This window comes from Sphingopyxis soli, assembly GCF_018682675.1.
In the GTDB taxonomy this organism is placed as follows: domain Bacteria; phylum Pseudomonadota; class Alphaproteobacteria; order Sphingomonadales; family Sphingomonadaceae; genus Sphingopyxis; species Sphingopyxis soli.
This window is the reverse complement of the sequence record NZ_JAFMTR010000063.1, coordinates 159,708-181,581: the sequence shown is the minus strand read 5'-3', so window position 1 is coordinate 181,581 and position 21,874 is coordinate 159,708. Positions and strand designations below refer to the sequence as shown.

The window sequence follows — 21,874 nt, the reverse complement described above, 5'->3', positions numbered from 1 at the left end:
TTAGCGCAGCTTCGCGATCGAGAGGCCGTCGGCCTTGGCGCGGGTTTTCACCGATTCCTCGCTGCGCGTCAGCGCCTTGGCGATGGCTTTGAGCGCCATGCCCTTCTTGGCGAGCGTGTGGAGCTTGTCGATCTCCGCTGCGGTCCACGGCTGTTTGTGGCGTTCGAACTTGTCCTTCATGCCATGACCTCCGGATCGGCGGCGGCGGCGAGAATCTCGATTGCGTCCTCGCGGCCCTGGAATGCGACCATGTCACCGACCTCGGTGCCCATCAAGGCGCGCCCGAGCGGCGCGGTGAAGGCGATGCGGCCTGCGCCGGGATCGGCCTCGTCGTGGCCGACGATGGTGACCGCGCGTTCGGTGCCGTTCAGCGCATAGCGGACGCGGCTGCCGATGCCGACGACACTATCCTCGGCGGGCGCCTGCACCTCGGCGGTCGCCTTGCGCGTGTTGAAGTAGCGAAGCTGGCGCTGGCGCTTCTTGCGCGCTTCCTCATCGCTCTCGGCCGCGATCGCCGCTTCGAGACGCGCGACCTCTTCGCCGAGCAGACGGAGCCCGCGCGGTGTCACAAGGTTGGCGCCGACCGGGATCGGCAGCTCATATTCGGGTTCTTTATGCTCGTCGTCGCTTTCGCGGCGGAACGCTACGCTCATCGTCTCTTTTCCTGATCGAGGCGCGCCCCTGCGCGAGGAAGGTGGCGACAAGATGGCACAAGGCGTAACCTGTTCGCGATCCCGCCCGAAACAGGGACGATGCCATCCCCCGCATCATCCATTTCCTAAAGGGAGTAACGACCATGACGAATGCACTCAAACTGTCGCTCGCCGCCTCGGCTGTCCTTGCCATGGCCGCCGGTACGATGGCCGCCCCGGCCGCGGCTGCCGACGGCGCGAAGGAAAAATGCTACGGCGTCGCGCTCAAGGGGAAGAATGATTGCGCTGCGGGTCCGGGCACCAGCTGCGCCGGTACCTCGACCGTCGACTATCAGGGCAATGCCTGGAAAAACGTCGCGAAGGGCACCTGCGTCAAGATGGGCGGCACGCTGACCGCGCACAAGGGCAATGCGAAGCCGGTTCCCAAGAAGAGCTGATCTTGTCCGTCCCCCCGCTCCATTCGCTGCCGCCGCGTGCCGGCATAGGGCTTCGATCCCGGCACTATGCCGACGTGCTCGATGCGGCGGAGCGGGGGGCGGCGCCCGCCTGGGCCGAAGTTCACCCCCAAAATTACTTCGGCGCGGGCGGGCCACCGCATCGCTGGCTAACGGCGATTGCGGACCATGTGCCGCTGAGTTTCCATTCGGTCGGCCTGTCGCTGGGCTCGGCGGGCGGCGTCGATGCCGATGAGCTCGAAGCGCTCGCGGCGCTGTGCGACCGCTATGACCCGGCAATGGTTTCCGACCATCTGAGCTGGAGCAACGGGCCGCAAGACAAATTCCCCGACCTGCTGCCCATCCCCTATACGAATGCCGCGCTCGATCATTTCTCGGGCGAAGTGGCCCGCGTGCAGGACCGGCTCGGCCGGAGCATCCTGATCGAAAATCCCTCGCGCTATCTCGCTTATGCGAAAAGCGATTGGGACGAAGCGCAATTCCTCCACGAACTCTGCCGCCGCAGCGGCTGCCGCCTGCTGCTCGACATCAACAATGTCGACGTGTCGGCGTTCAACCTCGGGCTCGACCCCGCGCCGTGGATCGACGCGTTCGATCCGGCTCTGGTCGGCGAGCTCCATGTCGCGGGCCACGCGGTGAAGGACGACGAGATGGGCGGGTTGATCGCGATCGACGACCATGGGTCGGCGGTACGCGGCGGCTGCTGGGATTTGCTCGCCCGCTTTTTGCGGCGTGCGGGGCCCAAACCGGTGCTCGTCGAATGGGACACCGATGTTCCCGAATATGAGATACTGATCGCCGAGTCGGCGAAAGCCAATGCGCTGATCGAGGCCGTCGATGCTTGAGCGCGAGCAGGCGGCAATCGCGGCGACGCTGCTTTACGGCCCCGACCATCTGCCCGCCGGATTGTTCGCGGGCGACGACAATGCCGTGCTGCGCGGATTGCGCGTCCACGCCAACACCATCTCGCACGCGCGGCTCGTCGCGCTCGAAGAGACGTTTCCCCGCACACGCGACTATCTCGGCGAGGCCGAATTCAACCGGCTGTCGCGCGCCTTCGTCGAAAGCGGCGGCGCTGAACGCCTCGCGCTGTCCGAGATCGGCCGCGATTTCGCGGGCTGGCTCGACGATCCGCTGGCCGCCGACATCGCGCGGGTCGAGTGGGCGTGGCTCGAAAGCTTCAACGCGGCCGAGGCGCCGCCGCTGCGCCTGGCCGATCTCGCGGGCCAGGACGAAGCCGCGCTGCTCGGGCTGACCGTCCGCCTGCACCCGGCAGCGCGGATCGTCAGTCTGGCGAGCGGTGCCGCGCCGCTGATCGACCCCGCTTTCGCGCCCGGCACCGCGGCGCTGCTGCTGACGCGGCCCGACGCCGAGGTGCGGCTGTTCGCGCTGCACGATGCCGACGATGCCGCACTCGACCGTGCGAAAGAAATTTCCACCCTCGGTAACCTCATCGCTTCGCTCGCCGAAATGCATCCCGACGGTGGCGCCGCGATCGCGGTGCTGATCGACGCAGGGGCATTTGAAAAGGTTTGAGAGATGAATCGCATTGTCGCCTTTTACGACCGCGGCGTGGCGATCGCCGCGTCGCGAATTCCCGAATCGATCGCATTGTTCCTGCTCCGCCTGGCGCTCGCAGGGGTGTTCTGGCGTTCGGGCCAGACCAAGGTGATCGAGGGAAGTTTTCTGCAGATCGACCCGTCGCAATACGACCTGTTCGCCTCGGAATTTTCGGGGCTGCCGCTCGACCCCGCGATCGCGGTGCCGCTGACCACCTATGCCGAGCATTTCTTTCCGATCCTGCTGCTACTCGGTCTTGCGACGCGCTTTTCGGCCGGCGCGCTGCTGGTGATGACGATGGTCATCCAGATCTTTGTCTTCCCCGATGCCTGGTGGCCGGTGCATTCGCTGTGGGTCGCGATGGCGGCGATCCTGATCGTGCGCGGCGGCGGGCTGTTTTCGCTCGACGCGCTGATTGCTAGGGTGCGGCCGCAATGAGCATCGACGAACCCTCGCTCGCGCGCCTGATGGCCGCATCGCAGCGGGGGGATCGTGCGGCCTATCGCGCGCTGCTCGGCGATTGCCAGAAATGGCTGGCACGCTATTTCGCGCGCCGCATCGCGCCGCACCAGATCGACGATCTGGTGCAGGAGACATTGGTGTCGATGCACCGCAAGCTCGCGACGTGGGATTCGGGGCGGCCGTTCCTGCCCTGGCTCGCGGCGATCGCGCGCTATCGCTGGATCGACATGCTGCGCCGCCAACGCGACGAGGCCGAGCTTGGCGACAATGACGCCGCGGTCGGCGCCGAGGACGATGCCGTCCACGCGCGGATCAGCATCGACCGGATGCTCGGTTACCTGACGTCGGGACAGGCGCAGGCGATCACGTTGGTAAAGATTGAGGGTGCCTCGATAGCCGAGGCCTCCAAAATATGCGGCCAGAGCGAAAGCCTGGTGAAGGTGAATATCCATCGCGGGTTGAAGAAGCTCGCGCAATTGATTGAAAGTGAATGAGATGAAGGACGCATCGATCGACGCGCTGATCGACGGTCTCGCCACCGACCTGAAACCCGTCCGCCCGCAGCGCGTGCTGCGCGGCGGGCTTTGGGTCGCCGCGGGCTGGATCGCCGGGGCGGCGGCCTTGCTCTGGACGTTCGGGATGCGGCACGACCTGTCGGCCGGGCTCGCGATGGCGCCGCTGCCGATGCTTGCCTTCTGGCTGATCGCCGCGCTGGGCGCGGCGGCGGCGTGGAGCGCGCTGCGCATGGGGCTTCCCGCCGTCGGGCGCGACTATAGCGGGTGGCGCTGGGCCGGGCTTGCGGCGCTTGCGCTGCCGCTGAGCGCGATCTTCATCGGCTTTGGCGATACCCATGGCGCAATGGAATCGATGCGCCCCGAACTCGGGATGCGCTGCACGATCGACGGGCTGATCGCCGGGCTCGGCGTCGGCGCGGCGCTGTTTGCCTGGCTCAAGGGCGGCGCCCCGACCTCGCCCGCGCGTGCGGGCTGGGTGATCGGGATCGCCGCCGGATCGGCGGGGGCGACCGCCGTCGGGCTCCACTGCTCGTCGAACGACATGATCCACATCGCGATGTGGCACGGGCTCGCCGTCCCGCTGTGGGGCGTTGCCGGCCGCCTGCTGCTCGCGCCGCTGCTGCGCTGGTAGGACGAACTGGACAGCCCTGATCCTTCCGTGTTATGTGAATAATACACGAAGGAGATTGGCGATGCGAAACCGGATGATGGCGGTGCTGCCGCTGGCCCTTGCGATGGCGACCACGGCGTGCAGCCACGAAGGGAAGGGCGCGCAGGACGGCGGCAAGCGCACGGTCGATCCCGGCCCCGGGACGACGCAGAGCTATGACCTCAAGGGCTTCACCGGCGTCAAGGTCGCAGGGCCCGACGATGTCACCATCCGCCGGGGCGAGGCGTTCGCGATCACCGCGAAGGGCCCGAAGGCGATCGTCGACGAACTGGAGATCGAGCTCGACGGCGACACGCTGTCGATCGGCCGCAAGAAATCGGGTTTCAGCTTCTCGCACCGCGACGACGACGGCGTGCGGATCGAGGTGACGATGCCGAAGCTGGTCGCGGCGCGGCTGACCGGATCGGGATCGATCGATGCCGACGCGATCGACGGCGACGCGGTCGAGGCGATCGTCACCGGATCGGGCGACCTCAAGGCCGCGAAGCTGACCGGCAAAAGCGCGAAGCTGAGCATTTCGGGGTCGGGCGATATCGAGATCGGCGGCGGCAACGTTGCCAGCGGCGAATATAGCGTCACCGGGTCGGGCAGCATCGACGCCGAAAAGCTCGCCGCGCAGACGATCAACGCATCGATCGCCGGATCGGGCGACATCGATGCGCAGGCGACCGGCAAGGCCGACATCAACATCCTGGGATCGGGCGACGCCAATATCAGCGGTGGCGCCAATTGCACGACGCGCGCAATGGGGTCGGGCACTGCGACCTGCAGGTAAAGCGCGCTGGCACCGATGCTGCGGAACGGTTAAAGCCTGCCCATGACCCTGACCCTGCGCTGGGCCGCGATCGCGGCCATCGCCATCCTGTCCACCGGCCCCGCCTCCGCGGCCGAGAAGCGCTATGGCCTCACCAGTTTCGAGGCGATCGAGGTCAACGGCGATTTCACGGTCGAGGTGACGACGCGCGCGCCGGTCAGCGCGATCGCGACGGGCCCCACCGATGCGCTCGACCGGCTGACGCTCGAAACGCGCGACGGGCGCCTGGTAATCGGCGAGAAGAAGTTCGCGGGCGACGAGAGTCGCAAAAGTCCGGTCGGCGGGGTCGTGATCCGCGTCAATGCGGCGAACCTTGCCTCGGCGAGCCTCGCGGGCGCGGGTTCGCTCCAGATCGACCGGCTGAAGGGGACGCGCGTTTCGGTCGGGCTTCAGGGTCCGGGAAGGCTGGCCGTCGGCGATATCGCGACCGACCGGTTGCTCGTCGTGATGGTCGGAAACGGGTCGATGACGCTGGCGGGCAAGGCGAAGCAGGGGCAGCTCAGCCTGTCGGGCGCGGGCGGGATCGACGCGGGGGCGCTCGCGATCGACGACTTGATCGCCGACGGTGAGGGCGCGGGCGACCATGTGCTGCGCGCGGTCAAGAGCGCCGCGATCACCTCGCGCGGGATCGGCAAGACGGTCGTGCTCGGCCGCCCGACCTGCACCGTCCGCAACATCGGCAGCGGATCGGTGACCTGCGGCGCGGCGAAATAATCCGCGCGGCCATGTTCCCCTTCCGGAAGAAAACGCCGCCCCCGCCGTCCGTCCCGCCCGAGATACCGATCGGCACGGTCGAGGGCGCGCCGCCGCAGCCGGTACCCGAAACGCGGCGGCGCAAATGGGCGAGGCGGATCTCGCGCGGCTTCGCGATCTTCGCGGTGACTTTCATTCTCCTCGTCGGCTGGCTCGCGCTCACCGCGCCGCTGTCGAAATCGCTCGAACCGATCGCGCCGCCCGAGGTGACGTTGCTCGCCTCCGACGGCACGCCGATCGCGCGGGCCGGGGCGATCGTCGACGCACCGGTGAAGGTCAGCGCGCTCCCGAAGCATGTCACCGGCGCCTTCCTCGCGATCGAGGACCGGCGGTTCTACAGCCACTGGGGCGTCGATCCGCGCAGCGTCGGGCGCGCGGTGTGGAGCAATGTCACCGGCGGGCGCACGCAGGGCGGCAGCACGATCACCCAGCAGCTCGCAAAATTCACCTTCCTGACCCCCAAACGGACGCTCGGGCGCAAGGCGCGCGAGGCGCTGATCGCCTTCTGGCTCGAGGCGTGGCTGACGAAGGACGAGATCCTCGAACGCTATCTCTCGAACGCCTATTTCGGCGACAACACCTATGGGCTGCGCGCGGCGTCGCTCCACTATTTCTATCGCCAGCCTGAAAAGCTGACCCCGGCGCAGGCGGCGATGCTCGCCGGGCTGGTGCAGGCGCCGTCGCGGCTGGCGCCGACCAAAAACCCCGATCTTGCCGCAAAGCGCATGAAGCTGGTTGTCGATGCGATGGTCGATACCGGCACGATCACCGCGGCCGAGGCGAGGGCGATGCGGACGCCGCGCATCGACGTGCGCGCGCGCAACGATCTGCCGACGGGCACCTATTTCGCCGACTGGGCGCTGCCCGAGGCGCGAAGGCTCTCCGATGTCGGCTATTCGCGCCAGACGATCCGCACAACGCTCGACGCGCGGCTGCAGGGAATCGCGCGGCGCGTCACCAGCCGCGCGGCGCCCGGCAAGGCGCAGGTCGCGCTCGTCGCGATGCGCCCGAACGGAGAGGTTGTCGCGATGGTCGGCGGGCGCGATTATGCCGCCTCGCCCTTCAACCGCGTGACGCAGGCGCGGCGCCAGCCGGGCTCGACCTTCAAGCTGTTCGTCTATCTTGCCGCGCTGAAGGACGGCAAGCGGCCCGACGACCTGATCGACAACCGCGCGATCACGACGGGGTCGTACCAGCCGAAGAATGCGGGCGGCGCCTATTCGGACACGATCACGCTGGAGGACGCGTTCGCGACATCGAGCAATGTCGCGGCGGTACGCCTGCTGCGCGAGGTTGGCGACGACAAGGTCATCCGCGTGGCGCGCGATCTGGGCGTCACCTCGCCGCTGGCGCGCGGCGACCCGAGCCTCGCGCTCGGCACGTCGAGCATGACCCTGCTCGAACTGACGGCCGCCTATGCCGCGGTCGCGGCAAACAGCTATCCGGTCGTGCCGCACGCGTTCAAGGAGGAGGAAGCGGGCTGGTTCGAGCGCTGGTTCACCGGCCCCAGGCATTTCCCGTCGGGCGTCCACGACGATATCGAACAGATGCTGCGCGCCGCGGTCAATCGCGGCACCGGCCGCGCGGCGCGGCTGCCGCAGGCCAATTTCGGCAAGACGGGCACCAGCCAGGACAGCCGCGACGCGCTGTTCGTCGGCTATGCGAACGGCCTCGTCGTCGGGGTGTGGATCGGCAACGACGATAATTCGCCGCTGCAGGGCATTTATGGCGGCGGGCTGCCCGCGCGTATCTGGCGCGACTTCATGGTGCAGGCGAGCGGGCAAGGCGGGCCGCGCAAGGCGCCGCCCGCGCGCGCCGAGGATCCCGGCACGCCGGTTCAGCCGCTCGACATTCCCGAGATCCCTGCGATCCCGATCGACGACAAGACGAGCGTCGGGGTGAAGGACGGCAATGCCGTCATCAGCACCGAGATCGGCGGGACGAAGGTCGACCTGAAGCTGCCGATTGGCGACCGGCCGCCGGTGCCGCCGCCCGCGCCGGCGCAAACGCCGCCATAAGGTCAGAACCCCAAGGGCGCGGAATTTTGCTGCCATCGGCGAAACCGGCGCTATAGGCGGGCGCGATGCTGATCGTCGAAACCCATGAGGCCCATCCTTGGCCCGACCCGCTCGACTGGGAGGGGCGCGGCGCCGAGGCGGCGGCCGCCGCGCTCGCGCTGACCCCCTATGCCGCGCTCGCCGACGCGGCGCCGATGGTCGAGATCGCGATCCGCCTGACCGACGACGCCGAGGTCCATGCCCTCAACCGCGACTTCCGCGGCAAGGACAAGCCGACCAACGTCCTCTCCTTTCCGCAGGTGCAGCCCGACCTGCTCGAAACGCTCGCCAACAGCGACGATGGCGAGATATTGCTCGGCGACATCGTGCTCGCACGCGAGACCTGTGCGCGGGAGGCGGCGGAGAAGGGGATTTCGCTGGCGGATTATGCGACGCACCTGATCGTCCACGGCACACTCCATCTCGTCGGCTATGACCATATGGACGACGTCGCCGCCGCCGCGATGGAGGCGCTGGAGGTGAAAGCGCTTGCATCGCTGGGCATCGCCAATCCATATGCGGATCAGGACTAACAGGGAAAAGCGACGCCCATGCCCGACGATCAGGGATCTTCGAACCGATCGGAAGAGGACAGTAGATCCGGCCTGCTGGCCGGGTTGAAGACATTATTGTTCGGCGGCGACAAGGAGCCGTCGCTGCGCGAACAGATCGAAGACGTCATCGACGAGGCCGAGGAAGAGGGCGACGAACGCCGCGGCAGCAGCGTCGTCGGCGACCTGTCGCCGATCGAGCGCAAGATGGTGCGCAACCTGCTCCACTTCGGCGAGCAGACCGTCGACGATGTCGCGGTGCCGCGCGGCGAGATCATCGCCATTTCCGAGAGCGCGAGCTTTGCCGAGCTGGTTGAGGTCTTCGCCGATGCGGGACACAGCCGCCTGCCGGTCTATCGCGACACGCTCGACGAGGTTGTCGGGATGATCCACGTCAAGGATGTCTTTGCCGTGCTCGCGGCGGGCGCGAAGCCGCCGCCGCTGATCGACCTGATCCGCCAGCCGCTTTATGTGCCGCAGTCGATGGACGTGCTTGACCTGCTTGCCGAAATGCGCGCCAAGCGGACGCATCTGGCGATCGTGATCGACGAATATTCGGGGACCGAGGGCCTCGTCACCTTCGAGGATCTGGTCGAGGAGATCGTCGGCGAAGTCGAGGACGAGCATGACGACGAGCCGACCGCGCTCTTCGTGCGCAACGACGACGGCAGCTGGGACGCCGACGCGCGCGCCGAACTCGACGATATCGGGGAGGCGATCGACCCGAGGCTCGCCGAGATCGAGGAGGATGTCGACACGCTGGGCGGCCTTTCGGCGGTGCTCGCGGGGCATGTGCCCGAGGTCGGCGAAATCCTGCAGCACCCGAGCGGCTGGCGGATCGAAGTGACCGAGGCCGACGAAAAGCGCGTCCACCGCCTGCGCCTTCACCCGCCGGTCGAAGTCGACCTCGAGGCGCCGCTCGATACCGGCGACTAATCGCTCGCCTCGATCGCCGACGCGCGCATCGCCCCACCGGCGACCGGATCCGGATTTCGCTTGCTGCCGGATTTGCGCCGAGGCTCTACTCGAGCCGCATCGGCATCGCCGACATCGCGATCGTCGACGGCGAGGAAACACGGATGATGAAACGGATGGGCCGGGAAGGACCGCGCAAGCCCTGCGGGATTGAAAGATAGTGCGGCGTTGCCTTTGGCGAACGAGAGGACTAGCGCAGGCGAAATGGACATTTCCGACCTGCGCATCGCCCTGTTCAGCGGCAATTACAATATGACTGTCGACGGTGCGAACAAGGCGCTCAACCGCCTCGTCGGCTATCTGCTCTCGAAGGGAGCGGCGGTGCGCGTCTATTCGCCGACCGTCGCCGACCCCGATTTCGAACCGACCGGCGACCTGGTCAGCGTACCGTCGATCGCGATCCCCGGCCGCGCCGAATATCGCATTCCCCTGTCCTTTTCGACGCGGGTGCGCGAGGACATCGCCAAATTCGCACCGAATGTGGTGCATATTTCCAGCCCCGACCGCGTCTCGCGGCAGGCGGCGGCGTGGGCGCGGCGGCGGAATATCCCCGTCACCTGCTCGGTCCACACGCGCTTCGAAACCTATTTCCGCTATTATAATCTCTCGTTCCTCGAGCCGCTCGTTGTCGCGTGGCTGCGCAAGCTCTATCGCAAGTGCGACGCGCTGATCGCGCCGTCGGAAAGCTTCGCGCAGGTGCTGCGCCAGCAGCGGATGAACTATGACATCGGCATCTGGACGCGCGGCGTCGAACGCGACACCTTCAATCCGGGGCGCCGTGACATGGGCTGGCGCCAGTCGTGGGGCATTGCCGACGAAACGCCGGTCATCGCCTTCCTCGGCCGACTGGTGATGGAAAAGGGGCTCGACGTGTTCGCCGACACGATCGACCAGCTCGAGCGCCGCAAGGTGCCGCATCAGGTCGTCGTGATCGGCGAGGGGCCGGCGGGCGAATGGTTCGAATCGCGCCTTCCGCAAGCGAAGTTCGTCGGTTTCCAGGGCGGCGAGAACCTCGCGCGCGCGCTCGCGTCGTGCGACATGTTGTTCAACCCCTCGGTCACCGAAACCTTCGGCAATGTGACGCTGGAGGCGATGGCGTGCGGGTTGCCGGTCGTCGCGGCGCGCGCGACGGGCAGCGCGAGCATCGTCAAGCATGGCCAGACCGGCTATCTCGTCGCGCCGGGCGCGATCGGCCTGTTCGCCGACGACCTCGAACGCTATTGCCGCGATCCTGAGCTTCGCGGCGCGCACGGGCAGGCGGCGCTGGTCGAGAGCGGCGCCTACCAATGGGATGCGATCAACCAGTCGGTCGCCGACACCTACCTGCGGCTGATCCGCCAGAAGACTCGGCGGCGGGGCTGATCGCATGGCGGCTGACCTGTTCGGCGAGGATGCACCCGCGCGGCCGGATGTTCCCGGCGCCGCGCCGCTCGCCGAGCGGCTTCGCCCGCGCCTTTTGGCCGACGTCGTCGGGCAGGAGCATCTGACCGGACCCGACGGCGCGATCGGGCGGATGGTCGCCGCCGGTCAATTGTCGTCGATCATCCTGTGGGGGCCGCCCGGCACCGGCAAGACGACGATCGCGCGGTTGCTCGCCGAGGCGGTGGGCATGCGCTTCGCGATGCTTTCGGCGGTATTCTCCGGGGTCGCCGATCTGCGGCAGGCGTTCGCCGATGCCGAGAAGATGGCGGCCGCGGGCAGGCGCACGCTGCTTTTCATCGACGAGATCCACCGCTTCAACCGTGCGCAGCAGGACGGTTTCCTGCCCTATGTCGAGCGCGGAACGGTGGTGCTGGTCGGCGCGACGACCGAGAATCCCAGCTTCGCGCTCAACGCCGCGCTGCTCAGCCGCGCGCAGGTGCTGGTGCTGAACCGCCTCGACGAGGCGGCGCTCCGAACGCTGGTCGCGCGCGCCGAAGCCGAGGTCGGAAAGCCGCTGCCGGTGACCGACGAAGCGCGCACGGCGCTGGTCGCGAGCGCCGACGGCGACGGGCGCTTCCTGCTCAACCAGGTCGAGACGCTGTTTTCGGTGGCGATCGACCAGCCGCTCGACGCGAGCGAACTGGCGGCCTTCCTGCATCGCCGGATGCCCGTTTACGACAAGGATCGCGACGGCCACTATAATCTCATTTCGGCGCTGCATAAGGCGCTGCGCGGATCGGATGCCCAGGCTGCGCTCTACTGGCTCGCGCGGATGCTCGTGGCGGGCGAGGAGCCGCTCTACGCGCTGCGCCGCCTGACGCGCTTTGCGAGTGAGGATATCGGGCTCGCCGACCCGCAGGCGCTCGTCCAGTGCCTTGCCGCGAAGGACGCCTATCAGTTCCTCGGCTCGCCCGAGGGCGAGCTGGCGATCGTGCAGGCGTGTCTCTACCTCGCGACAGCGCCCAAGTCGAACGCCGCCTATATGGCGCAGAAGGCGGCGTGGGCGGCAGCGCGCGACACGGGATCGCTGGCGCCGCCCGCGAACATCCTGAACGCCCCGACCAAGCTGATGAAGGATCTGGGCTATGGCGCGGGCTATGCCTATGACCATGATGCCCCCGACGGCTTTTCGGGCGACAATTACTGGCCGGACGGGATGCCGCCGGCCGAATATTATCGCCCCGTCGATCGCGGTTTCGAAAAGCGGATCGCCGAACGTCTCGCCTGGTGGGACGAGCGGCGGCGCGAGCAGCGGGGCGGGTGACGGTGGCGGAGGCGCGGTTCGACGATTGGCACGACGTCGTCGCTTTCGCCTGCGCGCTGCCCGAGGTCGAGATGCTCCCCTTCTATGGTACGCCGTGTCCGAAGCTGAATGGCAAGGCGCTGGCAGCGCCGGGGCGCGAGCAGGGGAGCTTCGCGGTGATGTGCAAGCCCGACGAAAAGGAGTTGCTGCTTGAAACCGATCCCGACACCTTCTGGCAGACCCCGCATTATGAAGGCTGGCACGCGCTGCTCGTCCGCTTCGGCTCGCCCGATCCCGGGCGCGTCGCCGACGTCCTCCGCCGCGCCTGGTGGGACCGCGCCAAAAAGGCACAGCGCATCGCGTTCGGCGCGCGGCCCTGAACGGCCGATGCGGTCCGTGATTGGCCTGCTGCTCGCCGTCGCGGTTTGACGCTGCCGATCGGCGCGACTTCCCTGCCGACGTCCGTTGAAACGCGGGCGCGGCCGGACCTCGACGATCGCCTTTGGCCAATGGATGACCAGGCGGTGCTGGAGCCGATCGAGCACAATCAGAAGGGCACCGGGACGGCCGCCAATTAGCGTCCGGTTAACCTTGATATGCGAAGGGGCGGACGGACGGCGACCCAGCTTGGATCTCGCCGGACATATCGGATTGGCTGAGGGAATATGCGATTCAATCTGCGCGACATTCCGCCCGAGATCGGCATCGCCGGCCTGATGCTGCTTGCGATGTGGCTGTTGTCGGTCGCCTTTGGCCTGCCGATCATGGTCCCGTCGGGCGAGCGCGCGGAATTTGTCGGCATCCATTACATCTATCCGCTGATCGGGGTCGCGGTGCTGGGCGTTCTGACCCTGATCGCCGGCAAGCGCGAAGTCGCCAAAGGCTTTCTCGTCGCCTTGCCCTGCTATGTCGCGATCCTGTTCGCCCACTTTAACGTCAAGCTCTGGATTCCGCATGTGAATCCGATGCTGTTCGACGATTTCTACATGTCCGTCGACCGGTCGCTGCGGCCGCTCGTCGACTTCTGCATGTTTGCGCGGGCGCAACTGTTCGGCTTCATCCCCTATGAATCCAACTTTTACATGACCTCCTTCATCGGTATGTTCTATTGCAGCTTCCTGTACCATGCGATCAGGACACCCGAACAGTTCAGGCCGCTGGTCATCGCTGTGCTGCTGCTGCAATCACTGGGCGGCCTCAGCTATCTTGTCGCGCCCGCCATCGGTCCTTTTCTATACGAAGCCGGGATCGACCCTACGATCGGCAGCGGCCAGCATCACATGCTCGACTTCTATCGCCAGTCGGTCGCGAACGGGCCCGATTTCATTGCCCGACAAGGTGACACGAATTTCACCGTCGGCCTGGCGGCGATGCCGTCGCTCCATGCCGCAGGGGCGTTTCTGTTCTTTCTCTATGCGCGCAAGCACGCGCCGTTGCTCGTTCCGCTCTATGCGGTGGTGCTCGTCTTCATCCTGGTCACCGCGGTGGCGAGCCGCTGGCACTATCTGATCGACCTTCCGGCCGGCATGGCGCTTGCATGGGCGTGCATCCGGATCGCCGAGCACATCATGCCGTCGCAGCAAATGGAGAAGGACGAACCGATCGGGACGGCTGCGCCGGCAGTCGGCTGAGGCGTCTGGACCGACCCGCGGGTTCAATCCTATTCCCCCAGATCGACCCCGTGGGCTTTTGCCCACGCCAGATATTGTCCGCGCGGATCGGCGGCGGGACGGGCGAGCATGGCAGGGATATCGGCGCGGAGCGCCGCGAGGTCGAGCGAGCGGATCATCGCCTTGACCGGGCCGACGCCCGCCGGGGTGATCGACAGTCGTTCGATTCCGATGCCGAGCAGCGCCATCGCCTCCAATGGCCGCCCGCCCATCTCGCCGCAGACGCCAAGCTGCACCTTCGTTCCCGCGACGAGCTTCACGACGCGCGACAGGTAACGCATGACGGTCGGCGACAGCCAGTCGTAGCGTTCGGCAAGCCGCGGGTGCGCCCGGTCGGCGGCGAACAGGAACTGGGTAAGGTCGTTGGTCCCGATCGACAGGAAATCAAGGTGCGGCAGCATCAGGTCGAGCGTTTCGACCAGCCCCGGCACTTCGAGCATCGCGCCATAGCGGATCGCGACGGGCAGCTTCTTGTTGTGCTGCGCGAGCCAGGCGCGCTGCTTCACGAACAGGTCGCGCGCCGCCTCATATTCCCAGGGTTCGGACACCATCGGGAACATGACGTTGAGCGTGCGGCCCGCGGCCGCCTCCATCAGCGCGCGCGCCTGGACCTTGAGCAACCCTTCGCGTTCGAGCGCGAGGCGCAGCGCGCGCCAGCCCATCGCGGGATTTTCCTCCTGCGCGGTGTCGTCGAGGTTCATATAGGGGAGCGCCTTGTCGCCCCCGATGTCGACGGTGCGGAAGATGACCGGTCGCTCGCCCGCGGCGTCGAGCACGTCGCGATAGAGCCGCTGCTGCCGCTCGCGCTGGGGCAGGGTCGCCGATACGAGGAACTGGAATTCGGTGCGGAACAGGCCGATGCCGCGCGCGCCGGTGAGGTCGAGCGCCGCGACATCCTCGCGCAGCCCGGCGTTGATCATCAGTTCGATCGGCACGCCGTCCTTCGTGACCGCGGGCAGGTCGCGCAGCGCAGCAAGATTGGCGCGGCGCTTCTGCGATATTTCCAGCTTGGCGTCGAAGGCTTCCTGGACCGCAGGAGTCGGGCGGACCTGGACCGTTCCCGCCCCGGCGTCGAGCAGCAGCGCGTCGCCTTCGCGGATCGAGGTGCGGACGTCGCGGACGCGGCCGATCACCGGAACGCCCATCGCGCGCGCGACGATGATGACGTGGGCGGTGAGCGATCCTTCCTCCAGCACCACGCCCTTCAGGCGGCGGCGGTCATATTCGAGCAGCTCGGCGGGGCCGAGGTTGCGCGCGATCAGGATCGAATCCTGGCGAAGCCCCATTTGCGCCGCGGTGCCCATCTGGCCCGACACGATACGGATCAGCCGGTTCGACAGATCCTCCAGGTCGTGCATCCGGTCGCGGAGCAGCGGGTCGTCGATCTGGCGCATCCGCATCCGGGTGCGCTGCTGGACGCGCTCGATCGCCGCCTCGGCGGTCAGGCCGCTGTCGATCGCCTCGTTGATCCGGCGCGACCAGCCCTCGTCATAGGCGAACATCTTGTAGGTTTCGAGCACCTCCTCATGCTCGCCCCCGACGCCGAATTCGGCCTGGCTCGCCATGCGGTCGATCTGTTCGCGCATCTTGTCGAACGCGGCATAGACGCGGTGGCGCTCGGCTTCGGTGTCGTCGGCGACGGTATGCTCGATCGTGATGCGCGGCTGGTGGAACACGGCGACGCCGGCGCCCATGCCGTCGACCAGCTTCTGGCCGGTCAATCGCTGCGCCGACTGGTCGGCCGCCGCGGCGTCGGTGCGCGCCGCGGTGTCGACAAGGTCGGCGTTGGCGATGAGTTCGGACAGCACCATCGCGACCGTCTGCAGCGTCTCGATCTCGATCTCTTCATAGCGGCGCGGGTCGCTGTGCTGGACACAGAGGACGCCGACCGCGCGTTCGCGGCGGATGATCGGTACGCCCGCAAAGCTGTGGAACAATTCCTCTCCCGTCTCGGGGCGGTAGGAAAAGTCGGGATGCGCCGCGGCCTCGTCGAGGTTCAGCGTCTCGATCTGTTCGGCGATCGTGCCGACCAGACCTTCGCCGAGGCCGAGGCGGGTGACGTGCACCGCCTCCTGCTTCAGGCCGCGCGTGGCATATAGTTCGAGCGCGCCGTCGCGCAACAGATAGATCGAGCAGACTTCGCTGTGCAGGCATTCGCCGATGATGCCGACGACCTGGTTGAGCTTGCTTTGCGCGTTGGTACGCGCCGCCATCACCTCGTGCAGCCGGGTCAGGATTTCGCGCGCCGACTGCGCGGCGGTCGAGGGAGGGGGCGGAGCATTGGTCATCGCTCCACCCTGCTAACAGATGCTTTCAACCGTTGCTATCGCCCCACGATATTTTCGTTCAGGGCTTTGCCGAGGCCAGCTCCACGGTCCGTCCGCTGCGCCATTCGGCCAGATCGACCTGATATTGCGCATAGGCGCGATAGAAGTCGGTGAAGGGCCGGTCGAGCTCGGCGATCAGGGCCGGAGCCGCTTCGATCGCCTGGGCGCTGCTCATGCCGCGCATCCGTTCCGCCACCGATCCGGCGACCGGACAGAATTGCTTCTGTGCGGGCGGCTGGGCGAAATAGTTGAACAGCTTCGTCGACATGCGGTCGCGCACGGCGACGCCGGTGCGTGCGATCACCGCGCCCTCGGCGGCGCGGATCAGATTGCCGTGGCGCGCGATGATATCGTTATAGTCGGCGATGAGCCGCAGCGAACCCGGATGGCGGCAGCCGATGGCGGCCACGTTGAGCGCGATCTTGACGTTCCAGAACGCCGCGTGACCGGTCAAATCACGATTGGGCGTCACGAAATCGCCCCGCGCGTCGACTGGCGGCAGGCGCAGGTTGGGCGCGGCATAGCCGGGTGCCTGCGGCTCCTGCGTCCTATATTGGGCGGCGGCAGGCGCGGCCACCAGCGCCGCCGCGCAAGCGGCGGCGAATCCGATCGATCTGGTCATGGTTCCAAGTCCCCCAAGGCTCTCGCGAGCGGCTCCGGACGGTTCCGGCAAAGGGGACGATAAGGGGCGGTGGAGAGTCGAAACGTTGCCGGAAATTCATCATGAACGCGGCCGAAAGGCTATTCCGCAGGTTCCGGTCCACCATGGGAGATATGCCGCGAACCGGCGCATGAATTTCGAAATGCGCGGCTTTTTCGGCAGGGCGAAAACCGGGTGCGACCGGGCATTGGCGGTTTGACGTCACATCGCCCGCAACGGGGTTAACCCGAAATGCGACGAGCCGAAGGCGATTCTCGCGACGCACCCGGCGCGGCGTTGCGCGAATGCAACCCCGCCGCCCGCGGCCGCGGATCGTCACATGCCGGCCGGTGACCCGGTCGGCTGGATCGGCGTCGCGATCGGTGCGACCGGCGTGGTGGCGACCGGCGCCGGGGCATATTTCGCGTCCCATGCGGCCGCCTCGACCTGATAGGCGGCATAGGCCTCGTAAAAGTCGATAAACGGCTGGTCGAGCCGCGACAGATGGCCCGGCGCCTGCGCTATCACCTGCGCCGTCGGTTCGGACGAGACGAGCTGCGCGATTTCGTTGGCGCGCGCGCAGAAGGCGCGCTGCGCGGGCGGCTGCGCGAAATAGTTGAACAGCTGGGTCGACAGCCGGTCGCGCGGCGCAATGCCGTTGTTCCCGTTCTGCTTGCCCAGTTCGGTGATGACCGACTTTTCGGTCGATTTGATCACCTTGGCGTGGGTCTTGATGATCTTGTTATAGGCGGCAACGAGCGTCGCTTCCTCGGTGCCGCGACAACCGATCGCGGCGACGTTGAGCCCGATCTTGAGCTGCCAGAAGGCGCGGTCGCCGGTGACGGCGGTATTGGCGGTGACGAAACGGCCGTCGACGCCGCGGCCCGGCAGGATCTGCGTGTGCGCTGCGTTGCCGGGGGGCAGCGGGCGGGGCGGGATCACGATCGCGACCGGCGGCGGCGGCGGCGGGGCAGGGGGCTTTTTCGGCGAACAGGCGGCAACGCTCGCCAGCAAGCCGGCTGCGATGATTTTACGCGACACAGTCATGATATTCTCCCCAACCGCTCGACCATGCGGTTTCAACCCCGAGCACGCAACGCCTCGTCGGCCTGTTGCACCAAAGTTGCGATAATCTCGGCAACGCTCTCCTCGCAGGTTACCATACCCACGGATTGCCCTGCCATTAACGAACCGCCGTCGACGTCGCCGTCGATGACCGCGCGGCGCAGCGCGCCGGCCCAATAATGTTCGATCTCGAGTTGCGCCGCCGCCATGTCGACCTCGCCAGCGTCGAGCCTGTTCGCGACCTCGCGCTGTTTCGCGGTGAAGGCTTCGGTGCCGTTGTTCTTGAGCGCGCGCACCGGGATCACCGGCAGGCGCGGGTCGATCTGGACGCTGGCGACGGCGTCGCGCGCCGCGGCGCGGATGAAGGCTTTCTTGAAATCTGGATGCGCGATGCTCTCGGTCGCGCAGACGAAGCGCGTGCCGAGCTGGACGCCCGAGGCGCCCATTTCGAGATAGCCCGCGATAGCCTCGCCGCGGCCGATGCCGCCGGCGACGAAGATCGGCACCTCTTCGGAGAGGCTCGGGAGGATTTCCTGTGCGAGCACGCTCGTCGAGACGGGGCCGATATGGCCCCCGGCTTCCATGCCCTCGATCACCAGCGCGTCGACGCCCGAGCGGACGAGCTTCTTTGCCAGCGCCAGCGTCGGCGCGAAGCAGATGACCTTTGCGCCCGAGGCCTTGATCGCCTCGAGGCTGCCCTTGGGAGGCAGACCGCCCGCGAGGACGACATGGCCGATTTGATGCTTCGCGCACACGTCGATCAGGTCGAAGAGCTGCGGGTGCATCGTGATCAGGTTGACCCCGAAGTTGCGTGTCGCGAGCGCCTTGGTCGCCGCAATCTCGGCATCGAGCAGTTCGGGTGTCATCGCGCCGCAGGCGATCACGCCGAAGCCGCCGGCGTTGCTGATCGCGCTCACCAGATTGCGCTCGGAGACCCAGCTCATCGCGCCGCAGAGAATGGCATAGTCGCTACCGAGAAGGCCGGTCCCGCGCGCCATCAGATCGTTCATTTTGCTCATCGGCTGCGCCTTTGCCAGCCTTGGCGCGCGGGCGCAATCACTTCGGCGACGAAGTGTTTCGGCTGGTCGCAGCGCAGAATCCGTTCGGCGCGGCAACTTCACCTTTGGGCGCACAAAGCAAATTTGGTTATTGTCAACTAAAACACTTAGGATACGGTTTCGCCGACTCATTAAGGAGGGAAAGGCACAGCATGAGCACCAACAAAGAACAGCCGCAGGGCGAAAGCGGCGATACGCCGCGCGCTGTGCAGACCGTGCTCGACGCGCTCGAAAAACTGAAATTCGGCGCGATCCAGCTCACCGTCCACGAAGGACGCCTGGTGCAGGTCGATGTGACCGAACGGCACCGCTACCCCAACTGATTTTCAGAGCTCCCGACCGGGGATTCTCCCCTTCCTGCCGCAGACCGGACCGCCGGATGTGGCAATTTTCGTGCATCATCAAAGCAACAGGAAATTGTCATGACCGCAAAATATCCGTCCGCCCGCCGCCGCTTGCCGGCGTCGGCTCTTACGCTTTCCTTCCTCCTCGCGCTCGGCGCCACGCCTGCTCTCGCCGCGGAGACCTCGGCGGACGGGGCGGGCGCCGATGCCGCCGACGCGACGGTGGGAGCCGCCGGCGCCGCCGAAGCCGCGGGGCAGATCGACGACGATGTCAGCCGCGGCGACGTGATCATCGTCACCGCGCGCCGCCGTCAGGAAACGGCTCAGGAAGTGCCGGTCGCGATATCGGTCATCAGGGGCGATTCGATCGAGGCGACGGGCAATTTCAACGTCGTGAAGCTGCAGCAGCTCGCCCCCACCTTGCAGGTCTATACCTCGAACCCGCGCAACACCTCGGTCAACATCCGCGGCCTTGGCGTGCCCTTTGGCCTCACCAGCGACGGCTTCGAGCAAGGTGTCGGCATCTATGTCGACGATGTCTATAATTCGCGCGTCGCCGCCGCGACCTTCGATTTCCTCGACGTCGACCAGGTCGAGGTGCTCCGCGGGCCGCAGGGCACACTCTACGGAAAAAATACGACCGCGGGTGCGATCAACATCACGACCAACCAGCCGACCTTCGACTTCGAGGGCCGCGCCGAGGTGAGCGTCGGCAATCTCAAATACCGCCAGGCCAAGGCGGCGATCTCCGGTCCGCTTTCGGACAAGATCGCCGCGCGTCTCGCGATTGCCGCGACCAGCCGCCGCGGGACGCTGTTCAACACGACGAGCGATCGCTGGATCAATGAGCAGGACAATCTCGGGCTGCGCGGCCAGCTCTTGTTCGAGCCCAACGACGATCTCGGCATCACGCTCTCGGGCGACTATAGCAAGCAGGATCCCGAGGGCTTCGGCACCGCCTTCGTCCGCGTCGGGCGGACGCAGCGCGCGCTCGCGCGCCAGTATGACGGGCTTGTGGCCGCCTATAATGCGGCCAATCCGACGCGGCCCTATGCGGTTCCCAGCCGCAACATCTATGACCGCCTGACCGACATCGACGCCAGCCTGAACGCGGGCAACAAGATCGGCGGCGCGTCGCTGCGCGTGAAGTGGGATGTCGGCCCGGGCACCTTTACCTCGATCACCGCGTGGCGTTTCTGGGACTGGAAGCCCGAGAACGACCGCGACTTCACCGGCCTGTCGATCGTTTCCAGGTCGCAGAACCCCTCGCAGCAGGACCAGTATAGCCAGGAATTCCGGTATAATTACGAGGGCGACCGGGTCGACTTCGTTGTCGGTCTGTTCGGTTTCAAACAGCGCATCGACACCCAGGGCACCGAGCAGCAGGGCGCCGACGCCAGCCGCTGGAGCCTCACCGGCGCGCAGGCGGGCATTCCGGGCATCCTCGAAGGGCTCACTGCGTCGAATACGCAATATCTGAAGTCGACGAGCGCCGCCGCTTATGGACAGCTCAGCTGGAAGGTGACCGACGCGCTGACGATCCAGCCGGGCCTGCGCCTCAACTATGACAAGAAGACGGGCTTTTATCAGCGCATCGTGACGAATGGTGCGGGGCAGGTGCTCAACTGTACCCCTATCCCCCCGGCGACGAGCCTGCCTGCGGGATCGGTGCTGGCGGCGCAGTGCGGCGTCTATCAGCCGCAGCTCACCCAGCCGTCGGTGAGCGACTGGAATTTCAGCTACGACTTCAACGTCAACTACAAGCTCGCGCGCGACATCCTCGCCTATGCGACCTATGCGAAGAGCTTCAAGACCATCGGCATCAACCAGAACGGCCTGCCGCTCAACGCCGACAATACGCCGAACCTCGACGCGAGCACGGTGAAGCCCGAATCGGTCAATCACTATGAGATCGGACTCAAGACCCAGTTCCTCGACCGCCGGGCGACCTTCAATCTCTCCGCCTTCCGGACCGAAATCAAGAATTTCCAGGCGACCGTGAACGGCGGCCAGTTCGGCACGGTGCGCGGCTATCTCGCCAATGCGGAGAAGGTACGGTCGCAGGGGATCGAGGCCGATTTCAAGATCGTCGCGAACGACCGCCTCACCGCCTATGCCAACGGCGCCTATACCGACGCCAAGTACAAGAGTTTCACCAACGCGCCATGCCCGCCCGAATTGTCGGGCGGCACCTTCCAGCCGGCGAACGCGGTTCCCGACTATTCGCAGCCGGGCGTGCCGGGCGCACTCAGCCCGCGGCAGTGCGACATTTCCGGCCAGCGCCTGCCCGGCGTGTCGGAATGGGCCTTTTCCTACGGGGCAGAGATCAACGCGCCGCTCGACCTGTTCGCGAAGGAGGGGCAGCTCTATTTCGGCATCGACGGCAATTACCGCTCGCGCTGGAATTCCAACGCCTCGCCCTCGATCTATACCGAGGTCAAGGGCTATGCGCTGACCAACTTCCGCGTCGGCTTCCGCAGCGATGGCGTCGATGTGTTCGGCTGGGTCCGCAACGCGTTCGACGTGAACTATATCGAGTTGCTGCAGGTCGCGCCCGGGAACACCGGCCTCATCGCCGGTACGCCGGGTGACGAGCGGACGTGGGGCGGAACGATCAAGTTCAGTTTCTAGGTGCGGGCT

At 66.5% G+C, this 21,874-nt stretch carries 25 protein-coding genes; 18 read left to right on the top strand and 7 right to left on the bottom strand.

From position 1 onward, the window contains the following. Together J1N50_RS10780 and J1N50_RS10775 are read right to left on the bottom strand one after the other, a co-directional pair. Nucleotides 1–180, bottom strand: coding sequence for a hypothetical protein (locus tag J1N50_RS10780; RefSeq protein ID WP_215353462.1), 180 nt, complete (start codon nt 178–180; stop codon nt 1–3). Beyond that, nucleotides 177–653, bottom strand: a complete 477-nt coding sequence (locus J1N50_RS10775; protein WP_215353461.1) for a GreA/GreB family elongation factor — start codon at nt 651–653, stop codon at nt 177–179. Before J1N50_RS10775 ends, J1N50_RS10780 begins: the two co-directional genes overlap by 4 nt. 143 nt (nt 654–796) lie before the next feature. Here J1N50_RS10775 and J1N50_RS10770 point away from each other — a divergent pair, with 143 nt between their 5' ends. The 11 genes from J1N50_RS10770 to J1N50_RS10720 all read left to right on the top strand — a co-directional run bounded on the left by J1N50_RS10770 (nt 797) and on the right by J1N50_RS10720 (nt 9,426). Then, nucleotides 797–1,090 carry a BufA1 family periplasmic bufferin-type metallophore gene (locus J1N50_RS10770; RefSeq protein ID WP_215353460.1) on the top strand — a complete coding sequence of 98 codons (294 nt, stop codon included), beginning with the start codon at nt 797–799 and terminating at the stop codon, nt 1,088–1,090. 2 nt (nt 1,091–1,092) lie between these two features. Further along, nucleotides 1,093–1,953 (top strand): MNIO family bufferin maturase, encoded by an 861-nt coding sequence (bufB, locus tag J1N50_RS10765; RefSeq protein WP_215353459.1) that lies wholly within the window; start codon nt 1,093–1,095, stop codon nt 1,951–1,953. Continuing rightward, complete coding sequence (locus J1N50_RS10760; RefSeq protein ID WP_215353458.1) at nt 1,946–2,644, top strand: HvfC/BufC family peptide modification chaperone; 699 nt, start codon at nt 1,946–1,948, stop codon at nt 2,642–2,644. The genes bufB and J1N50_RS10760 overlap by 8 nt, the downstream gene beginning before the upstream one ends. A gap of 3 nt (nt 2,645–2,647) precedes the next feature. Then, a complete protein-coding gene (locus J1N50_RS10755) occupies nt 2,648–3,106 on the top strand; it encodes a DoxX family protein (RefSeq protein ID WP_215353457.1) in 459 nt (152 codons plus the stop codon). Next, complete coding sequence (locus J1N50_RS10750; protein ID WP_215353456.1) at nt 3,103–3,624, top strand: sigma-70 family RNA polymerase sigma factor; 522 nt, start codon at nt 3,103–3,105, stop codon at nt 3,622–3,624. The genes J1N50_RS10755 and J1N50_RS10750 overlap by 4 nt, the downstream gene beginning before the upstream one ends. Nucleotide 3,625: 1 nt before the next feature. Continuing rightward, nucleotides 3,626–4,276 carry an NrsF family protein gene (locus tag J1N50_RS10745; protein ID WP_246553375.1) on the top strand — a complete coding sequence of 217 codons (651 nt, stop codon included), beginning with the start codon at nt 3,626–3,628 and terminating at the stop codon, nt 4,274–4,276. 61 nt (nt 4,277–4,337) lie between these two features. Then, nucleotides 4,338–5,090: a head GIN domain-containing protein gene (locus J1N50_RS10740; RefSeq protein ID WP_215353454.1), complete on the top strand. Its 753-nt coding sequence runs from the start codon at nt 4,338–4,340 to the stop codon at nt 5,088–5,090. A gap of 42 nt (nt 5,091–5,132) precedes the next feature. Next, nucleotides 5,133–5,843, top strand: coding sequence for a head GIN domain-containing protein (locus J1N50_RS10735; RefSeq protein WP_215353453.1), 711 nt, complete (start codon nt 5,133–5,135; stop codon nt 5,841–5,843). 11 nt (nt 5,844–5,854) lie between these two features. Further along, complete coding sequence (locus J1N50_RS10730; RefSeq protein ID WP_215353452.1) at nt 5,855–7,900, top strand: transglycosylase domain-containing protein; 2,046 nt, start codon at nt 5,855–5,857, stop codon at nt 7,898–7,900. Between the two features lie 65 nt (nt 7,901–7,965). Beyond that, on the top strand, nt 7,966–8,472 hold the full coding sequence (ybeY, locus tag J1N50_RS10725) for an rRNA maturation RNase YbeY (protein WP_215353451.1): 507 nt from the start codon (nt 7,966–7,968) through the stop codon (nt 8,470–8,472). 18 nt (nt 8,473–8,490) lie between these two features. Then, nucleotides 8,491–9,426 carry a hemolysin family protein gene (locus J1N50_RS10720; RefSeq protein WP_215353450.1) on the top strand — a complete coding sequence of 312 codons (936 nt, stop codon included), beginning with the start codon at nt 8,491–8,493 and terminating at the stop codon, nt 9,424–9,426. Here the strand turns inward: J1N50_RS10720 and J1N50_RS10715 are convergent. Continuing rightward, nucleotides 9,423–9,677, bottom strand: coding sequence for a hypothetical protein (locus J1N50_RS10715; RefSeq protein WP_215353449.1), 255 nt, complete (start codon nt 9,675–9,677; stop codon nt 9,423–9,425). The genes J1N50_RS10720 and J1N50_RS10715 overlap by 4 nt on opposite strands. Between J1N50_RS10715 and J1N50_RS10710 the strand changes: the two genes are divergently transcribed. From J1N50_RS10710 to J1N50_RS10690, 5 genes are all read left to right on the top strand, one after another. Then, complete coding sequence (locus tag J1N50_RS10710; protein ID WP_215353448.1) at nt 9,670–10,827, top strand: glycosyltransferase family 4 protein; 1,158 nt, start codon at nt 9,670–9,672, stop codon at nt 10,825–10,827. The two genes, J1N50_RS10715 and J1N50_RS10710, sit on opposite strands and share 8 nt — an antisense overlap. Nucleotides 10,828–10,831: 4 nt before the next feature. Continuing rightward, nucleotides 10,832–12,151 (top strand): replication-associated recombination protein A, encoded by a 1,320-nt coding sequence (locus tag J1N50_RS10705; RefSeq protein WP_215353447.1) that lies wholly within the window; start codon nt 10,832–10,834, stop codon nt 12,149–12,151. 2 nt (nt 12,152–12,153) lie between these two features. Continuing rightward, nucleotides 12,154–12,510: an MmcQ/YjbR family DNA-binding protein gene (locus tag J1N50_RS10700; RefSeq protein ID WP_343227864.1), complete on the top strand. Its 357-nt coding sequence runs from the start codon at nt 12,154–12,156 to the stop codon at nt 12,508–12,510. Between the two features lie 45 nt (nt 12,511–12,555). Continuing rightward, nucleotides 12,556–12,708 carry a hypothetical protein gene (locus tag J1N50_RS10695; protein ID WP_215353446.1) on the top strand — a complete coding sequence of 51 codons (153 nt, stop codon included), beginning with the start codon at nt 12,556–12,558 and terminating at the stop codon, nt 12,706–12,708. Between the two features lie 87 nt (nt 12,709–12,795). Continuing rightward, nucleotides 12,796–13,761: a phosphatase PAP2 family protein gene (locus J1N50_RS10690; RefSeq protein WP_215353445.1), complete on the top strand. Its 966-nt coding sequence runs from the start codon at nt 12,796–12,798 to the stop codon at nt 13,759–13,761. 29 nt (nt 13,762–13,790) lie between these two features. On the opposite strand, the gene ptsP is transcribed toward J1N50_RS10690, so the two are convergent. The 4 genes from ptsP to J1N50_RS10670 form a co-directional block, all read right to left on the bottom strand. Then, complete coding sequence (gene ptsP / locus J1N50_RS10685; protein WP_215353444.1) at nt 13,791–16,088, bottom strand: phosphoenolpyruvate--protein phosphotransferase; 2,298 nt, start codon at nt 16,086–16,088, stop codon at nt 13,791–13,793. A gap of 58 nt (nt 16,089–16,146) precedes the next feature. Beyond that, nucleotides 16,147–16,749 carry a hypothetical protein gene (locus tag J1N50_RS10680; RefSeq protein ID WP_215353443.1) on the bottom strand — a complete coding sequence of 201 codons (603 nt, stop codon included), beginning with the start codon at nt 16,747–16,749 and terminating at the stop codon, nt 16,147–16,149. Between the two features lie 354 nt (nt 16,750–17,103). After that, nucleotides 17,104–17,814, bottom strand: a complete 711-nt coding sequence (locus tag J1N50_RS10675; RefSeq protein ID WP_215353442.1) for a hypothetical protein — start codon at nt 17,812–17,814, stop codon at nt 17,104–17,106. Nucleotides 17,815–17,846: 32 nt separating this feature from the next. Next, entirely contained in the window at nt 17,847–18,851 is a 1,005-nt protein-coding gene (locus tag J1N50_RS10670; RefSeq protein WP_215353441.1) for an NAD(P)H-dependent flavin oxidoreductase, read from the bottom strand. 191 nt (nt 18,852–19,042) lie between these two features. Here J1N50_RS10670 and J1N50_RS10665 point away from each other — a divergent pair, with 191 nt between their 5' ends. Next, entirely contained in the window at nt 19,043–19,213 is a 171-nt protein-coding gene (locus tag J1N50_RS10665; RefSeq protein ID WP_215353440.1) for a YezD family protein, read from the top strand. A 99-nt stretch (nt 19,214–19,312) separates the two neighbouring features. Beyond that, complete coding sequence (locus J1N50_RS10660; RefSeq protein ID WP_215353439.1) at nt 19,313–21,865, top strand: TonB-dependent receptor; 2,553 nt, start codon at nt 19,313–19,315, stop codon at nt 21,863–21,865. The last annotated feature ends 9 nt before the right edge of the window (nt 21,866–21,874 follow it).

Bases quoted from the DNA above. Each gene is read 5' to 3' on its own strand.
- ybeY (WP_215353451.1), top strand. From the start codon at position 7,966: ATGCTGATCGTCGAAACCCATGAGGCCCATCCTTGGCCCGACCCGCTC.
- J1N50_RS10745 (WP_246553375.1), top strand. From the start codon at position 3,626: ATGAAGGACGCATCGATCGACGCGCTGATCGACGGTCTCGCCACCGAC.
- J1N50_RS10760 (WP_215353458.1), top strand. From the start codon at position 1,946: ATGCTTGAGCGCGAGCAGGCGGCAATCGCGGCGACGCTGCTTTACGGC.
- J1N50_RS10775 (WP_215353461.1), bottom strand. From the start codon at position 653: ATGAGCGTAGCGTTCCGCCGCGAAAGCGACGACGAGCATAAAGAACCC.
- ptsP (WP_215353444.1), bottom strand. From the start codon at position 16,088: ATGACCAATGCTCCGCCCCCTCCCTCGACCGCCGCGCAGTCGGCGCGC.
- J1N50_RS10755 (WP_215353457.1), top strand. From the start codon at position 2,648: ATGAATCGCATTGTCGCCTTTTACGACCGCGGCGTGGCGATCGCCGCG.
- J1N50_RS10770 (WP_215353460.1), top strand. From the start codon at position 797: ATGACGAATGCACTCAAACTGTCGCTCGCCGCCTCGGCTGTCCTTGCC.
- J1N50_RS10705 (WP_215353447.1), top strand. From the start codon at position 10,832: ATGGCGGCTGACCTGTTCGGCGAGGATGCACCCGCGCGGCCGGATGTT.
- J1N50_RS10690 (WP_215353445.1), top strand. From the start codon at position 12,796: ATGCGATTCAATCTGCGCGACATTCCGCCCGAGATCGGCATCGCCGGC.
- J1N50_RS10750 (WP_215353456.1), top strand. From the start codon at position 3,103: ATGAGCATCGACGAACCCTCGCTCGCGCGCCTGATGGCCGCATCGCAG.
- J1N50_RS10675 (WP_215353442.1), bottom strand. From the start codon at position 17,814: ATGACTGTGTCGCGTAAAATCATCGCAGCCGGCTTGCTGGCGAGCGTT.
- J1N50_RS10670 (WP_215353441.1), bottom strand. From the start codon at position 18,851: ATGAGCAAAATGAACGATCTGATGGCGCGCGGGACCGGCCTTCTCGGT.
- J1N50_RS10680 (WP_215353443.1), bottom strand. From the start codon at position 16,749: ATGACCAGATCGATCGGATTCGCCGCCGCTTGCGCGGCGGCGCTGGTG.
- J1N50_RS10730 (WP_215353452.1), top strand. From the start codon at position 5,855: ATGTTCCCCTTCCGGAAGAAAACGCCGCCCCCGCCGTCCGTCCCGCCC.
- J1N50_RS10660 (WP_215353439.1), top strand. From the start codon at position 19,313: ATGACCGCAAAATATCCGTCCGCCCGCCGCCGCTTGCCGGCGTCGGCT.
- J1N50_RS10780 (WP_215353462.1), bottom strand. From the start codon at position 180: ATGAAGGACAAGTTCGAACGCCACAAACAGCCGTGGACCGCAGCGGAG.
- J1N50_RS10735 (WP_215353453.1), top strand. From the start codon at position 5,133: ATGACCCTGACCCTGCGCTGGGCCGCGATCGCGGCCATCGCCATCCTG.
- J1N50_RS10715 (WP_215353449.1), bottom strand. From the start codon at position 9,677: ATGTCCATTTCGCCTGCGCTAGTCCTCTCGTTCGCCAAAGGCAACGCC.
- J1N50_RS10665 (WP_215353440.1), top strand. From the start codon at position 19,043: ATGAGCACCAACAAAGAACAGCCGCAGGGCGAAAGCGGCGATACGCCG.
- J1N50_RS10710 (WP_215353448.1), top strand. From the start codon at position 9,670: ATGGACATTTCCGACCTGCGCATCGCCCTGTTCAGCGGCAATTACAAT.
- J1N50_RS10740 (WP_215353454.1), top strand. From the start codon at position 4,338: ATGCGAAACCGGATGATGGCGGTGCTGCCGCTGGCCCTTGCGATGGCG.
- J1N50_RS10720 (WP_215353450.1), top strand. From the start codon at position 8,491: ATGCCCGACGATCAGGGATCTTCGAACCGATCGGAAGAGGACAGTAGA.